The organism is Paraburkholderia edwinii (assembly GCF_019428685.1).
Classification (GTDB): domain Bacteria; phylum Pseudomonadota; class Gammaproteobacteria; order Burkholderiales; family Burkholderiaceae; genus Paraburkholderia; species Paraburkholderia edwinii.
This window is the reverse complement of record NZ_CP080095.1, coordinates 3,310,418-3,326,507: the sequence shown is the minus strand read 5'-3', so window position 1 is coordinate 3,326,507 and position 16,090 is coordinate 3,310,418. Positions and strand designations below refer to the sequence as shown.

Sequence of the window (16,090 nt, the reverse complement as noted above, 5' to 3'; positions counted from 1 at the left end):
CCCGCAAGGAGAATCGGATGACAGCCGATGCACATGCCGCCGCACCCAATAATGCGAGCGCGGTTGCAAGCGCCGATGCACACGCCGCCGCAACGTCGGTTGCGGCCTCAGCTGCAAAGCGGGGTGGCAGCTCAGTTGCCAGCTCAGCTACCAAGCGCCGCTCCGGCACCGACTGGTTCGCGGTGCGCCGCGAACTGTCGACGAAAAGCCGCTGGACGCTCGGCATCGGCTCGTTTGTGCTGCCGCTTCTGGTCTGGTGCATCGTCAGCTATGTGCCGTTCGTCTGGCATCCGCAGATGCTGATCGAGAACCCCGGCAGCGTCGACTATTTTCAGCCGGGCATGCGCATCGACAAGGCGACCTTCAACGACGAACTGCAAACCGCGCGCGCGAAACATGCTGCCCTGCCGACGGGCATCGCGGTGAATCCCGTCTATCTGCCGGCGCCGCATGAAGTGCTGCGCGCGTTCTACACGGCATTCACGACGCCGCCCGCATCGCGCGACGGCCCGTGGCTGCACGAAAGCCTATGGCACAGCATCCAGGTGATTTTCTGGGGCTTCGTGATCTCGTCGGCGATCGGCGTGCCGCTTGGCATCGTGTGCGGCACGTATAGCGCGCTCGCGCGGCTGCAGGAGCCGTTTATCGAGTTCTTCCGCTATCTGCCGGCACCCGCGTTCGGCGCGCTGATGGTCGCGGTGCTCGGCATCTATGACGGGCCGAAAATCGCAATCATCGTGATCGGCACGTTCTTCCAGCAGGTGCTGATTGTGGCGAACACGACCCGCAAGCTCGACTACGCGCTCTTCGAAGCCGCGATGACGCTCGGCACAAAGAAGCTGAAGCTGCTCACGCATGTGGTGATTCCGGGCATCCTGCCGGACCTGTATCGCGATCAGCGCATTCTGCTCGGTTGGGCGTGGACCTATCTGATTGTCGCGGAACTGGTCGGCACGAGTTCGGGCATCACGTGGTACATCACCCAGCAGGCACGCTACGAACACTTCGACAACGTGTACGCGGCGATCATGATGATCGGCATTATCGGGCTCGGCACGGACATCGTGCTCGCGTATTTCGGCCGCAAGCTGTTTCCGTGGGACCGCACGCTCAAAGCGTAACGGCAAGGCTTGATCAGTGTCGCAAGGTGTCCGTTCCAATGCTTCGTCACAGGTGTCAATCATGTTGAATCCGCAACCGGTTCCGTCCTACCTGCTGCAGTCCGAGGCAGTGCGCACGCGTTTCGAGCGTCTCAAGGCGCGCGAAGTGATTCTCGACGTGCGCGATCTCGGCAAGCGTTTCCCGACGGCGCACGGCGAGCATGTCGCGCTCGACAATATCAACTTCCAGACGCACCGGCGCGAGTTCGTTTGTGTGATCGGGCCGTCGGGCTGCGGCAAGTCGACCTTGATCCGCATTCTTGCCGGCCTCGAGCGGCAAACGAGCGGTGACGTGCTGATCGATGGAAAGCCCGTCGACGGGCCCGGCGCCGACCGTGGCATGGTGTTCCAGGGCTACACGCTGTTTCCGTGGCTTACGGTCAAGAAGAATGTGATGTTCGGCCTGAAGATGAACGGGCTCGGCCGTACGCAGGCCGAGCGCGAGGCACTGCAATGGCTCGATCTCGTCGGTCTCACGAAATTCGCCGACGTGTATCCGCACCAGCTGTCGGGCGGCATGAAACAGCGCGTCGCGATCGCGCGCGCACTGGCGAACCGGCCGCGCATTCTGCTGATGGACGAGCCGTTCGGCGCACTCGATGCGCAAACGCGCGCGAAAATGCAGACGCATCTGCTCGATATCTGGCGCAACATCGATGTGACCGTGCTGTTCATCACGCACGATCTCGACGAAGCGATCTTTCTCGCGGACCGGATTCTCGTGCTGAAGGCCAACCCCGGCGAAGTGCAGGAGCTGATCGAAGTGCCGGTGCCGCGGCCCCGCGACTACGCGCAATCGATGTCCGCCGAATTTATCGCGACGAAGGCGCGGCTCGAAGCGCTGATTCATCCGCCGGTGGCCGCGGGCGACGCGGAAGACGACGGCGTGAAGCCGCATATGATTCGGATGACCGATGTATCGGACAACGTTGAATGACTGCGGCTGATCTTTGGTCTTCTGCTTTTAGTTCTCCGCTTCTAGTCTTCAGCCTTTAGTCTTCCGCATTTAGTGCTCGCTTTTAGTCCTCAATCGGCACTTCGAAGCGTGTCCCGCAACCCGGGCATTCGACTGGCATGATTTCATCCCGCGCCGCATGCAGGACGAGCGGCTGCTCTTCGCCGGCCAGAAAGCAGACCGGGCACGGAAACGCTTCGTGCGACCTGAGCCGGTGCCAGCGGTCGACGTAACGCTCGATATCGGGCGGCGGCGCGCCGATCGCCTCGAGATGGTCGAGCAGTACGTGAAACAGGGCAGGGTTCTGCATGGATGTCCTCCGGTCCCTTTCTGCCGGCTGAATCGAAGCAATGCCGAGGAATGCGGGCAATGCGGGCAGTGCGGGCAGTGCGGCGGCGGCGCTGCTGCGCGCCGCCCTGTTGATTATTTTGCCTGCTGCGCGGCTGCCAGCGCGGCGCCGAGTTCATCATCGGTGATCGCCGGCGTGACCTTGAACGAAAACACGTCGCCCCATTCGATCATCCATGCGGCCATCGCCGCAGTGTCGTCCGATTCGGCGATCGCACAGCCTGAAAGCTCGCCGATCGTATGCCAGCGGCCGAGCAGCTTGATGCCGTCCGGCGGCAATCCGCGCGTTTTCATGAAGCGTTCGATTGCGGGCTGTTGAGCGGCCGGCGGGCCGTTCCATTGAACGAGGAATTTCATCGCAGATCTCCTCTCGATACGGGCGATGCCGGCACGCGGCTGCCGTCACCGCCGCGCACGCCGCGGCGCTTCCCGCCACGGCGCACCGGCGCCCCGACATCGATCGCGGCGTGCGTCTTGGGTAATCCGCGGTCGCGCCGGCCGCGAGGCGCTCAACGCGTCTCTGTGTCCATCGCTTTAAGCATGATAGGCAGGCGCGCGCGTGATTGTGCTCGCCCGCTCAGCCGTCGATCAAACCACTGACGAAACCCTCGCGCGCCAGTTTTGCTGATAAAGCCCCGATTTTTTGCGACGCAAATCGCATGTTGCATTCGGAATCGTCAGGTGTGCGCTTTAAGGTTCGGTTAAGAGTTCGCTTCTACATTGATACGCGCCGCGCAAGTCGCGGGCTCGATGCCCGCCCTTGGCGACCGCTTTCGTGAACTACCGGGGGGTGGTGAACGAAGACCATCGTCGACTCTCCGTCGGCTGCCGAAAGGTAAAGATGGCGGCGGTACTGGCTGCTATCCGGCTTGCAACGGGCCGGCAGCGACCTTCAGAACCCGGCTCTCCGCCGGGTTTTTTCTTGCTCAGGCAATTTTCGATGCGGTTTGGCGCGCGCCCTGGCAGCAACGGCGGGCGTGGAAAACTGTATAAACATACAGTATAGTATCCGTCGCATTTCGCTTTTCCGGCGCGCCAACCGGCTTCGCCGATCAGGCGTACATTCACTGCTTCGTCTGTTTCAAGCGTCGCTGAAGGTCGGCTGAGGGTTGCCTGAAGGTCAACTGAGGGTTGACTGAGGGTTGACTGAGGGTCAATTGAGGATTCTGGACCCTCACTTGCTGACGATCGGACGCTCACCTGACGCTCACTGCTCACTGCACGGATAGCAAATTGGCATCTCACGGAACAACGATCCGCATTCGCGGAGCCCGTCAGCACAACCTCAAAAACGTCGACCTCGACCTGCGCACCGGAGAGATGACGGTCGTGACCGGGCCGTCCGGGTCGGGCAAGTCGAGCCTCGTATTCGACACGCTGTACGCCGAAGGCCAGCGCCGCTACGTCGAAACCTTTAGCGCCTACGCGCGCCAGTTCCTCGATCGGATGGACCGGCCGCAGGTCGATCGCGTCGACGGCGTGCCGCCGGCCATTGCGATCGATCAGACGAATCCCGTGCGCAGCTCGCGCTCGACGGTCGGCACGATGACCGAGCTGAACGACCACCTGAAGCTGCTGTACGCGCGCGCGGCGGAACTGTTCGACCGCAAGACCGCGCAGCAGGTGCGGCACGATACGCCGGAAACGATCTACGCCGAACTTGCCGCGCGCACGGAAGGCGACGATCCGCGCGTCGTCGTCACGTTTCCGGTCGAACTGCCGGAAAGCGCGAGCGAGACGGAAGTCGAGCAATGGTTGTCCGCGAGCGGCTATACGCGCGTGCAGGCTCAGCGCGAGGTCGAGTCGGCGACGGGACCGCGCAAGGTGCTCGATGTCGTCGCGGACCGGTTTCGCTTGCATCAGGTCGACAAAGCACGCGTCGTCGAAGCGATCGAAGCGTCGCTCAAGCGCGGCGGCGGCCGCGTGAGCATCTATGTGCTGAACGAAGCGAAGGAGGCACAGGAGGCGAACGGCGGCGCGGCTGAAGCGCCGGCGCCGCAAATCTGGCGCTTCTCCACCGGCCTGCACAATCCCGATAGCGACCTGCGCTACGCGGATCCGCAGCCGGCGCTGTTCTCGTTCAATTCCGCGTACGGCGCGTGCGACACCTGCCGCGGTTTTGGCCGCGTGATCGGCGTCGATCTCGGCCTCGTGATTCCCGACGAACGCAAGACGCTGCGCGGCGGCGCGATCAAGCCGATGCAGACGCCCGCCTGGAAAGAGTGCCAGGACGATCTGATGCGCTATGCGGCGAAGGCGAATATCCGCCGCGACACGCGCTGGTCCGAGCTCACTGATGAAGAGCGCGACTGGGTCATCAACGGCTCGCCGGACTGGGACGGCGAGTGGCAGCGTCAGTGGTACGGCGTCAAACGCTTTTTCGGGTATCTCGAATCGAAGGCGTACAAGATGCACATCCGCGTGCTGCTGTCGAAGTACCGCAGCTACACACCGTGCGAGACCTGCGGCGGCGCGCGTCTGAAGCTCGAATCGTTGTTGTGGCGGCTCGGCACGAAGCCGAATGCCGACGCCGTGCTCGACCCGGCGCAGCGTTTCATGCCGCGCGGCGCCACCTGGACGCGCGCACAGCTCGAGGCGCTGCCGGGCCTCACGGTGCACGACCTGATGCTGCTGCCGATCGAGCGCATTCGCCGTTTCTTCGACGAAATCACGCTGCCGAGCGCGCTGCTCGACGATGCCCTGAAGCTGCTGCTCGCCGAAGTGCGCACGCGTCTCAAATACCTGTGCGACGTCGGCCTCGGCTACCTGACGCTCGACCGGCAAAGCCGCACGCTGTCCGGCGGCGAAGTGCAGCGGATCAACCTGACCACGGCGCTCGGCACATCGCTCACCAAGACCTTGTTCGTGCTCGACGAGCCGAGCATCGGCCTGCATCCGCGCGACCTCAATCGCATCGTCGAAGCGATGCAGCGCTTGCGCGACGCAGGCAATACGCTCGTCGTGGTCGAGCACGATCCGTCGGTGATGCTCGCGGCGGACCGCCTGATCGATATGGGCCCGGGGCCCGGCGAGCGTGGTGGTTCGATTATTTTCGATGGTGCGCCGCAGGCCATCCGTTCAGCCGGCACGCTGACCGGCGAGTACCTCGGTGGCCGCAAGCACGTGGCCGATGCCGCGCACTGGTCGCGCCGGCCCGTTGATGCGAGCACGCCGCGCATCGTGCTCGAAGGCGCGCGCGAGCACAATCTGCGCGACGTCGATGTGGAAATACCGTTGCAGCGGCTTGTCTGCGTGACGGGCGTGTCGGGCTCCGGCAAGTCGACCCTCGTGCAGGACGTGCTGTATCCGGCGCTCGCGCGCTATCTCGGCAAGGCGACCGAAACGCCGGGCGCGCATCGTTCCCTGTCGGGCGCGGAGCAGATCAGCGACGCGGTGTTCGTCGATCAATCGCCGATCGGCAAGACCACGCGTTCGAATCCGGCCAGCTACGTCGGCGCGTTCGACGAGATCCGCAAGCTGTTCGCGAAGGCGCCGCTCGCCGCACAGCGCGGTTATGGAGCGGGCGTGTTCAGCTTCAACTCGGGCGACGGCCGTTGCCCGACCTGCGGCGGCTCGGGCTTCGAGCATATCGAAATGCAGTTCCTGAGCGACGTTTATCTGCGTTGTCCCGATTGCGATGGCCGGCGTTACCGGCCCGAGATCCTCGAAGTGAAGATCGAGCGCGGCGCGCGCGCGTTGAGCGTGGCCGATGTGCTCGAGCTGACGGTCAACGAAGCGGTCGAGTTCTTCTCCGCTGATGCCGAAGTGCTACGTGTATTACAGCCGATCGTCGACGTCGGCCTTGAATACGTGAAGCTCGGCCAGCCGGTGCCGACCCTGTCGGGCGGTGAAGCGCAGCGTCTGAAGCTGGCGGGCTTTCTCGCGGAAACCGCGCAGTCGGGCAGCGCACGCAATAAAAAGGACACGGGCGCGAAGCGTCTTTTCATGTTCGACGAGCCGACCACGGGCCTGCATTTCGACGATATCGCGAAGCTGATGCAGGCCTTCGGCAAGCTGCTCGCGGGCGGCCACTCGCTGATCGTAATCGAGCACAACCTCGATGTGATTCGCGCGGCCGACTGGCTGATCGATCTCGGCCCCGAGGGCGGGGACGGCGGCGGCCTCGTGCTGTGCGCGGGTACGCCGGAAGACGTGAAACAATGCGCGGGCTCGCACACGGGCGCGGCGCTCGTGCAGTACGACGCGGCGATGGGGCGCGCGATCGAGCCGGCCGAAGCGGCAACCGAAGGCGTGCCGCTGCAGGCGACGCTCGCCGCCGCACGCGCGCGCCGAGCGGTCGAGGGCGAGGACGTCGTGCGTATCGTCAATGCGCGCGAGCACAATTTGAAGGCGCTCGACGTCGATATTCCGCATGGGCGCTTCAATGTGATTACCGGCGTGTCGGGCTCCGGAAAATCGACGCTCGCGTTCGACATCCTGTTCCACGAGGGGCAGCGCCGTTACCTCGAATCGCTGAACGCCTACGCGCGCTCGATCGTGCAACCGGCGGGGCGCCCTGAAGTGGACGCGGTGTATGGCATTCCGCCGACTGTCGCGATCGAGCAGCGGCTCTCGCGCGGCGGCCGCAAAAGCACCGTCGCGACCACGTCCGAGGTTTGGCACTTCCTGCGTCTGCTGTATGTGAAGCTCGGTTTGCAGCATTGCATTCACGATGGCACGCCGGTCACCTCGCAAAGCATCGAGTCGATTGCGGCGCAATTGCTGCGCGATCACAAGGGGCAGCACGTCGGCATGCTGGCGCCGCTCGTCGTGAACCGCAAGGGCGTTTATACCGACCTCGCGAAGTGGGCGAAGGCGCGCGGCAATACGCACTTGCGCGTCGACGGCGAGTTCGTGCCGGTCGACCCGTGGCCGAAGCTCGATCGCTTCCGCGAACATACGATCGAACTGCCGGTCGGCGATCTCGTTGTGTCGGCCGATAACGAGGCGGAACTGCGGCGTCTGCTCGAACAGACACTCGAAGCGGGCAAGGGCGTGATGCATCTGCTCGCGCCGCTCGACGGATTGCAGCGGGCGATGGGCAACGGCGGCACGGCGCGAGTCGGCGAGATCAAGGTGCTGTCGACCAAACGCGCCTGCCCGGTGTGCGGCACCAGTTACCCCGAACTCGATCCGCGCATGTTCTCGTACAACAGCAAGCACGGTTGGTGTACGACTTGCGTCGGCACCGGGCTTGCGCTGACGCGCGAGCAGCGCGCCGCTTACGACGACACGGTGCTCGTCGACGACAACCGTGGCCGCGAGCAGACGCTGCCGTCCGACGAGCAGGAGCCCGAAGGTGTCGGCGACGAACCGTGTCCGGATTGCCATGGCACGCGGCTGAACCCGACGGCGCGCGCGGTGACGTTCGACGCGCAGCCGATCGTCGATGTCGCGCAGTGGACGGTGTCGGATACGCGGCGCTGGATCGATGGGCTGCGACTCAAGGGGCGCGAGGCGGAGATCGCGCGCGACGTCGTCAGCGAGATTGCGAGCCGGCTGCAGTTTCTCGAGGAAGTCGGGCTCGGCTATCTGAGTCTCGATCGCGCGGCGCCGAGTCTGTCGGGCGGGGAAGCGCAGCGGATCCGTCTTGCCGCGCAACTGGGCAGCAACCTGCAGGGCGTCTGCTATGTGCTCGACGAACCGACTATCGGCCTGCATCCGCGCGACAACCAGATTCTGCTGAACGCGCTGCGCAAGCTCGGCGACAAGGGCAATACGCTGGTTGTCGTCGAACACGATGAAGATACGATCCGGCGCGCGGATCACATCATCGATATCGGGCCGGGCGCGGGCAAGCGTGGCGGTACTTTGGTGGCGCAAGGCGGCGTGAGCGATCTTTCGGCGCGGCCCGATTCGCTGACCGGCCGTTTTCTCGCCCAGCCGATTCCGCATCCGCTGCAGGCGCGGCGGCCCGTCGTGGCTCCGGCTGCGGCATCGGGCAAGCGCGCGGCCACGGCCGCGGTGCCCGAGCAATGGCTCACCGTGCATGGCGGCAAGCTGCACAACCTGCGCGGCGTGACGGTCGGCATTCCGCTCGGACGCCTCGTCGCGGTGACGGGCGTGAGCGGCTCCGGCAAGTCCACGCTCGCGCGCGATGTGCTGATGACCAACCTGCTCGATGCGGTCGGCCGCTCGGTGCTGTCGTCGCCGGCCACGCGTCGTGCGCGCAAGGCCGCGCAGGCGGACGAGCCGCAGACGAACCGGCGTGCGAGCGTGCTCGCGCGCAGCGCGCCGCGGCCGGCGCTGAACGTCACGCACGCGTGGCAGGGTTGTGAATCGATCACCGGTTGGGAAGCGATCGATCGCGTGCTCGAAGTCGATCAGACGCCGATCGGCAAGACGCCGCGTTCGTGTCCGGCCACCTATATCGGCGTATGGGACACGATCCGGCGGCTTTTTGCCGATACGCTCGAAGCGCGTGCGCGCGGCTACACCGCCTCGCGCTTTTCGTTCAACACCGGCGACGGCCGCTGCCCCGCGTGCGAAGGGCAGGGCGTGCGCACGATCGGCATGAGCTTCCTGCCGGACGTGAAGGTGCCGTGCGACGTTTGTCACGGCCAGCGCTTCAATCCGGAGACGTTGGCGGTCACATGGCGCGGCAAGAACATCGGCGACGTGCTGACGATGGAGATCGACGAAGCAGTCGAATTCTTCGCATCGATGTCGAACATCGCGCATCCGCTGCAACTGATGAAGGATGTTGGGCTCGGCTACCTGACGCTCGGCCAGCCGTCGCCGACGCTATCGGGCGGCGAGGCGCAGCGTATCAAGCTCGTCACCGAACTCTCGAAGGTGCGCGACGACATCACGCGGCGCGGCCAGAAGGCGCCGCATACGCTGTATGTGCTCGACGAACCGACGGTTGGCCTGCATATGGCCGATGTCGCGAAGCTGATTCGCGTGCTGCACCGGCTCGCCGATGGCGGGCATAGCGTGGTCGTGATCGAGCACGATCTCGATGTGATCGCTGAGGCGGACTGGATTATCGATCTCGGTCCGGAAGGTGGTGTCGGCGGTGGGACGATTGTGGCGGCGACGGACCCCGAAGGGCTCGTCAAGGTGCGGGCAAGCCATACGGGGCAGGCGCTCGCGCCGGTGCTGGCGCGAGGTGGCGCGGTGCTGCGGGAATCGGTCGAAGCGGGGCAGGTTGGGGCGGCGTGATGGGGCTTGATGGATTTGCCCCGCTGTCGCCGCGGCTGCTACGCACGGGGGGAGTGGCGAATGGTGAGAGATCAGCCGGCCACGGGCGAACGGTGCGATATGCAGACGCGCGCGGACGCACTCACACCGCGCGTTTAATCGACATTGAAATGCACGCGGATGTCCTGCGTGCTTTCTACTGCCGCGCCGTTTTTCATCGCCGGGAAGAACCGCCACTTCTTGAGCGCGTCGAGCAGTAACTGATTGAGCCTCGGGTTATGCGTCGGTTTGATCAGTTCGACGTCGACCGAGCCGTCGCGATGCACTGAAAAGCGCGCGGTCGCGACGGCTTGAAACGCGTCTTCGCGCAAATCGTCGGGCAAAGATGGCAACGGTTGCAGGATCACGTGTGCAGGACCGTTGCCGGCGCTTGTCGACGTGCCTTCGGTTGTGGAGTTTGCCGGTGCTGATGATGTTGCCGACGTTACAGGGCCATTGGGTTGGGGCGCGTTCTGGTGTGCGGATGCCGCTGGCGCCGCGGTGGCCTGCGGCGCGGCGTTTGTGGTTGCCGCATCCGACGGCGTCGACGGTGCTGGCAGCGCCGTAGGCCGAGTACGCTCGTTGCCTTCGACGACGGGCGGTATAGCAGGCGTAGTAACCGGCACCGCAGCGGGGCGCGGCACGTCGTGTGTTTGCGGCGGAGTCGTCGGCGCAACGCTGTGACGCGTCGTTCGCGCAGGCTTTGTCTGCGTGGCGGGTGCCTCCGGTGTGGGCAGTACGCGGGCCGCCGGCTCACCCGCCCGCGCGCTCGTCCGCTGCGACGGTTGTGTCGCCTGAGGCGCCTGCGCCGGCTCAGGCGGCGGCAAGCGCACGAGCCGTACATCGAGCGCAGCCGGCTTCGTCACATTCGTTTTATCGCCGGCATCCCATAGCCCGCGCACGAATCCGACAGAAAACCCCATCCAGATCGCAACCGCGGCAAACACGCATACGAGCGCCCGCGGCCCACGCGCATCGAACACGCTATCCGTGCGACCACGCTTGCCACGCTTATCGGCCACCCCGGCAGTCACCTTACTGATCACGCTGAACGGCCACGAGAAAATGCTCGGCGCCGCCTTCGCGTGCGCGCAGCATTGCCTGAACGACGATCCCGTTCGCGGCCGCTTCATCTGCCGCGATCACGACGTTGCCTTGCGGACCGACGAGCCGCCTGATCGTCGCCGCGATCTGGTCGAGCGTCACGCGCTGCCGGTTGATCTCGATGTGTCCGTCGCGCGCGATCGCAAGCGTGAGCGGCTGATCGCTCGCGAGCGCCTCCGCATGCCCTTGCGGCAGCGTCAGCCGGATCGCGTCGAGCCGCTGCATCGACAGCGACGTCAGCATGAACGTCACGAGCAGAAAAAACATCACGTCGATCATCGGAATGATCTCGATGCGTCCGCGTTTCGCGGTGCGTGAACGCCGCAGTTTCATGGCTTCGCGCCGACCGTTCTGGACGCGCCCATCCTGACCGCGGCAGCGCCTGATGCCGCGGTAGCCGTGGACACCGGCGCTGAAGCGGCAGAGTCGGCGGCGGACGAAGCGGAAGCGTGCTCACGCGCAAGCCTGATATCGGCCAGCCACGCGCTCGTGAAGGTCTCGAGTTCCTCGACGAGCCGGTCGATGCGGCGCGAAAAGTAGTTGAACGCGAACAGCGCGACGAGCGCGATCACAAGGCCAAGCGCCGTTGCCACGAGCGCCTGCGCGACGCCGCCGGTTACGCCGGTCGGATTGACGAGCCCGTCGCCGCCGATCAGCCGGAACGCGTGCATCATGCCGACGATCGTCCCGAGCAGGCCGACGAGCGGCGCCGCTGTGACGATCGTCTCGAGCACCCACAGACCGCGCGAGATCTCGCGCTGCACATCGAGCGCGAGGGCACTCGCGCGTTCCTCGATCCACCAGACAGGCTTTGTGAACTCGCCGACGAGCGGCGTCAGAAGCCGGCGCAACGCGTGTTGCGGCGCAAGCGTCGCGAGCAGCGCGCTGATATCGCCGCCGTACGACGCAATATCGGGCACGCGCGCGAAGCGCCAGAACACATACAGCCGGTCGAGGATGATAAAAAGCGCGGCGAGCGCAAGCAGCGTGAGCGGGTAGATGATCCACCCCGCGACGCGTGCTGCTTCCACGATACCTGTCCAGTCTTGCATCGAACCTTCCTCGAGAGTCTGACGCGATTAGAAATACTTCGTGACGCCCGCATAGAACGCGCGATACGGACCAAATTGCGGCGCGCCGACGCCAATGCCAGAACCGTCGCGCAGCTCGTAGACGCGGCCGAACGCGTTCACGACCGCTCCGCGCACGTCGACCTTGCCGACTAACGGCGCATTGATGTGCTCGATCACGCCGAGATTGATCTGCGCATAGAGCGGCAGCTTTTCGGTGTTAGCAAAGCCCGAGCGCAAACCGCTGCCGACCGTGCCGTCCGCGGTAAACGTGGTCGTGTGCCATGTGTACGAGCCGCCGAACGACGCGGTCACACGCTGGTCGTGATCGAGAAACACGAAGTGATTCGAAATGAACGCGAGTTCGTCGGCGCCGAAGTTGAACTGCGCCGAGTCGATGTTCTTGCCCTGCGCGCGGCTATACGCCACGTTCAGGTACGCGGAGATGTTCTCGTGCTTGTAGTTCGCGGTGAATTCGACACCGTAGACGCGCCCGTACTGATAGTTGAACGGCGCGAAGATCAGCGCGGTGCCGAACTGACCTTCGTCGAGCAGGTTGTGCGCCTTCTTGTAGTACGCATCGAGCCCGATCGTCACATCCGAACCGAGACGCTGCGTCACGCCGACGTCGTAGTAGTCGTCGCGCTCGGGCTGCACAGGGTCGTTTTGCGTGACTTCGGGCGCGTTCGTCGTGCCGGCGAAGCGGCCGATGGTGCCGCTCGACACGAGCTCGAACGACGGCGGCGTGAAGTAGCGCGCGTAACCGGCATGCACCGTCGTCGCCGGTGTCAGCTGGTAGACGGCCCCGATGCGCGGGCTCAACTGATGCGCGGTCACGAACTCGTTCATGCCGTCGTAGCGCAAGCCGTAGTTCAACGTCAGCTTCTGCGTGATCTTCCACTCGTCCTGCAGATACGCGCTGTAGAGGTAGCCGGTCTTGCTGCTCGAATCCTGCAGCGTCATCGGCACGTCCGATGCCTGATTGCCGTCGGCGTCGGTCGGAAATACCGACACCGTGTCGCTGAACTGGGCATGTTCCTGCGTCAGTTGGATACCACCGCGCAGCGTGTGCTTGCTGTTGAGGCGCCATGTCGTGTCGGCCTGCAGCGAGTTTGCGGTGTCGTTGTGGAAGTCGTTCGACGCGACACCATTGAAGATCAGATCGCCGACCGGATCCGGGTTGAACTGCGTGCGCGTATAGCGTGTGGACAGCGCGACCTGATAGTCGAAGTCGCCGCCGTTCGTGCCCTGCAGCGCAACGACCGCGAAGTTGTTGAGCTCCGACTGCGTCTCGTTCAGATTCGCCGAGTTGAACGTCGGCGTGCCGGCCAGCGTGAACACCTGCGGCAGGCCCGGCGTGTTCGGAATCTCGAACTGGTTGGCCGCGGTGCCGAGCATCACGGAGACGCGCGTCAACGGGTTGATCAGATACGACATGTAGCCGAACGCGTCGCCCTGGCGCGTGTGATCGTGAATCGGCGAAGGACTCGCGGTCGGCGCCTCGATGCCGAGGTTGTTCACGCCGAGCGAGCCGGTGAAGAAGTAGCTGAAGTCGCCCTTGCTGCCATACACGTCGGCGCTCGTGCGCAGCGTCTGATGGCTGCCGCCGAATACGTCGATCGAGCCGCCGTCGCCGGCGTCGCCGTTCTTCGTATGGATATCGACGATACCGGCCGTGCGGTTGCCGTATTGCGCGGGCAGGGCGCCCGTCAGCAGATTGACCTGATCGATGATGCGCGTATCGAGCGATTGACCGAAGCCGCTGATTGGCTCCGGAATCTGGATGCCGTTGATCCGGTATTGCAGATCAGCGTGATCGCCGCGCACGTGCACCTGGCCAAATGAGTCGTTAGCGACGCCGGGTGCCTGCAGCAGCACCTGATTCAACGGCGTGTTTTCGCCTAACGGCATCGCCTGGATGTCGGCGTTCGTGATGCGGTAAATGCTGCTGCCGGTTTCCGGCGAGAGCCCGTTGCGTGCCTGATCGAGGCGCTTCGCGTAGACGTTCACATCGAGCGTGTCGTCCTTCTTCAGCTTGAGCGCGAGCGGCGCCGCGGTTCCGTTTGTCGTATCGGCGAGCTTCGTGGTTGCCTCGAAGCCCGTCGCGGTAACGGCGACCGCGTATGCGCCGGGCGCGACATCGTTCAGCTCGAACTGGCCCTTGGCATCGGTATTGGCATGGCCGGCGTCGCCGCCGCTCGAGGTTTTCAAGCTCACCTGCGCATTGGCGATCGGCTTGCCGTTCGCATCTTCAACTGTGCCGCTCAGTGTGGTGGCCGCGCGCGTGGCGCCGTTCGTGGCCGCGTCGGCCGCCCATGTCTGACTGCCTGCAAATGCCGTGAACAGCAGCACGGCGGCTTGCGCAATGTGTGTGCGAGATTTCATTCCGGACAAGTGATTTGAGTTGTTGATCTTTTTTTCTGGTTCCGCGCCGGGCGCGTGGCCCTTCGCCTGTGGTCATCAGGCAGCGGACTTCCGTCGATGCGCGCCAGTCATCGCGGCCGGTGACCCCGGCTCATGCATGCATCCATCCAGGCGCAGCGTGCGAATGATATAACATAACATTTCAACGCCGCATTAAATATTTACGAGAGGCCGCGTGACGGATGTGTTGATGGAGGGTGGATTGACAGGGATGGTTTGATGGGGGTGTGTTGACGGCTCGGTGCGACGCATGCAACGCTCGAATAAAATCGTCACTCATTACATGGCGTGATGCCGGACGGCGCGCAAGCGCGCTAATACCGATTCGCCCGCCCACAAGGAGACACTCGATGGCCGATCTTTCCGCGTTCCCGATCACAACCCGGTGGCCCGCCCGGCACCCCGACCGGATTCAGCTGTATTCGCTACCCACGCCAAATGGCGTGAAGATCTCGATCATGCTCGAAGAGACCGGTTTGCCGTATGAGCCGCATCGCGTGAGCTTCGACAGCGGCGATCAGAAGTCGCGTGAATTTCGATCGGTCAATCCGAACGCAAAGATCCCGGCCATCATCGATCCAAACGGGCCGGAAGGCGCTCCGCTCGCGTTGTTCGAGTCAGGCGCGATCCTTGTCTATCTCGCGGACAAGACCGGCCAGTTCATTCCGCAAAAGCCCGCTGGCCGCTACGAAACGATTCAGTGGCTGATGTTCCAGATGGGAGGTATTGGGCCGATGTTCGGACAAGTCGGGTTCTTCAACAAGTTTGCCGGCAAAGACTATGAAGACAAGCGGCCGCGTGACCGGTATGTCACTGAAGCGCGGCGGTTGCTCGATGTGCTTAACGAGCGGCTTACGGGCCGCGAATGGATCATGGGCGATGCCTTCACGATCGCCGACATCGCTGTTTTTCCATGGGTGCGCAATCTGACCGGCTTCTACGAAGCGGGCGAACTGGTTGGCATCACGGACTTTACCGAGGTTACGCGTGCGCTCGATGCATTCGTTGTGCGTCCTGCCGTTGCGCGCGGATTGAATATTCCGCAGCCGGATTGAATCGCGAGTTCGACTCCCGAGCGCGCGGCCTGATCGGCCAGTGCGCCGCGTCGCTCGCATACCCTCGCACACCTCTTCGCGAGCTTAACCCCGAGCGCCAAAAAACCCGACAAAAACTGGCCAAACGGCATATTGCGGCGGATGCCGCGCTCTAAGAAGATAGACCGCTGCGGTACAGGCGGTCGTCCCTTTCTGCGATCGTCTTATCCCGTTAATTAGGTACCCGTATCGATCGCGGTGTCATCGCGTGATTGCTGTGCTCGCCTGTCCGCTTTTCTCATTGAATCGCGGAGAAAAGGCGTCGCAGTAAGACATCGCTTGCCGTATTCCGTCGCGAGTAGTTGATGTCGAGGCTCGACGCTTCGACACGTGGGCGACGTGTACGGCGGCGCGGAATGAATCTGCCTCATTCCGTACGATTGTAAATCGTCGCTTTACAGTCTATAGTGGTGTTCGTGCGGGGATGTGACAACGCCGTGAGGCAGGCGCGGTCCGGGAAATCGAAGATGATCCAATCATTCAAGCACAAAGGCCTCGAACGTTTTTTTCTGACGGGTTGCGAAAAGGGTATTCAGGCGTGCCACGCACAGAAATTGAGCCGTCAGCTTGGCGTGTTGAACAACGCCAAATTGCCAGCCGACATGAACCAGTTCGGCTGGGGGTGGCATGCGTTGCGGGGCAAGCGGAAAGACTGCTGGTCGGTTCAGGTCAACGGTAACTGGCGGTTGACGTTCGAATTCGACGAAGGTCATGCGGAGCTCGTCGACTACGAGGATTATCACTAAGGTGTAC

Annotated in this window: 11 protein-coding genes; 5 read left to right on the top strand and 6 right to left on the bottom strand. The window is 63.7% G+C overall.

The genetic code is table 11. From position 1 onward, the window contains the following. Positions 1–17: 17 nt before the first annotated feature. Complete coding sequence (locus tag KZJ38_RS14675) at positions 18–1,121, top strand: ABC transporter permease (protein WP_219796693.1); 1,104 nt, start codon at positions 18–20, stop codon at positions 1,119–1,121. 61 nt (positions 1,122–1,182) lie between these two features. After that, positions 1,183–2,097, top strand: a complete 915-nt coding sequence (locus KZJ38_RS14670; protein WP_219796691.1) for an ABC transporter ATP-binding protein — start codon at positions 1,183–1,185, stop codon at positions 2,095–2,097. Positions 2,098–2,179: 82 nt separating this feature from the next. Here KZJ38_RS14670 and KZJ38_RS14665 read toward each other — a convergent pair whose 3' ends face one another. Together KZJ38_RS14665 and KZJ38_RS14660 are read right to left on the bottom strand one after the other, a co-directional pair. Continuing rightward, entirely contained in the window at positions 2,180–2,425 is a 246-nt protein-coding gene (locus tag KZJ38_RS14665; RefSeq protein WP_219796689.1) for a hypothetical protein, read from the bottom strand. Between the two features lie 113 nt (positions 2,426–2,538). Further along, positions 2,539–2,820 carry a DUF3303 domain-containing protein gene (locus tag KZJ38_RS14660; RefSeq protein ID WP_219796687.1) on the bottom strand — a complete coding sequence of 94 codons (282 nt, stop codon included), beginning with the start codon at positions 2,818–2,820 and terminating at the stop codon, positions 2,539–2,541. Between the two features lie 876 nt (positions 2,821–3,696). On the opposite strand from KZJ38_RS14660, the gene uvrA reads away from it, so the two are divergent. Further along, positions 3,697–9,627: an excinuclease ABC subunit UvrA gene (gene uvrA, locus KZJ38_RS14655; RefSeq protein WP_219796685.1), complete on the top strand. Its 5,931-nt coding sequence runs from the start codon at positions 3,697–3,699 to the stop codon at positions 9,625–9,627. Between the two features lie 134 nt (positions 9,628–9,761). On the opposite strand, the gene KZJ38_RS14650 is transcribed toward uvrA, so the two are convergent. Genes KZJ38_RS14650 through KZJ38_RS14635 form a run of 4 tightly spaced genes read right to left on the bottom strand, consistent with a single transcriptional unit; the run spans position 9,762 to position 14,204 of the window. Further along, positions 9,762–10,667: an energy transducer TonB gene (locus KZJ38_RS14650; protein ID WP_246641480.1), complete on the bottom strand. Its 906-nt coding sequence runs from the start codon at positions 10,665–10,667 to the stop codon at positions 9,762–9,764. 13 nt (positions 10,668–10,680) lie between these two features. Beyond that, positions 10,681–11,082 carry an ExbD/TolR family protein gene (locus KZJ38_RS14645; protein WP_219796684.1) on the bottom strand — a complete coding sequence of 134 codons (402 nt, stop codon included), beginning with the start codon at positions 11,080–11,082 and terminating at the stop codon, positions 10,681–10,683. Further along, positions 11,079–11,801 carry a MotA/TolQ/ExbB proton channel family protein gene (locus KZJ38_RS14640; RefSeq protein WP_219796682.1) on the bottom strand — a complete coding sequence of 241 codons (723 nt, stop codon included), beginning with the start codon at positions 11,799–11,801 and terminating at the stop codon, positions 11,079–11,081. Before KZJ38_RS14640 ends, KZJ38_RS14645 begins: the two co-directional genes overlap by 4 nt. A gap of 27 nt (positions 11,802–11,828) precedes the next feature. Next, entirely contained in the window at positions 11,829–14,204 is a 2,376-nt protein-coding gene (locus KZJ38_RS14635; RefSeq protein ID WP_219796680.1) for a TonB-dependent receptor, read from the bottom strand. Positions 14,205–14,593: 389 nt separating this feature from the next. Between KZJ38_RS14635 and KZJ38_RS14630 the strand changes: the two genes are divergently transcribed. Continuing rightward, entirely contained in the window at positions 14,594–15,298 is a 705-nt protein-coding gene (locus tag KZJ38_RS14630) for a glutathione S-transferase N-terminal domain-containing protein (protein ID WP_219796678.1), read from the top strand. Positions 15,299–15,804: 506 nt separating this feature from the next. Next, a complete protein-coding gene (locus KZJ38_RS14625) occupies positions 15,805–16,083 on the top strand; it encodes a type II toxin-antitoxin system RelE/ParE family toxin (protein ID WP_219796677.1) in 279 nt (92 codons plus the stop codon). Positions 16,084–16,090 lie beyond the last annotated feature (7 nt).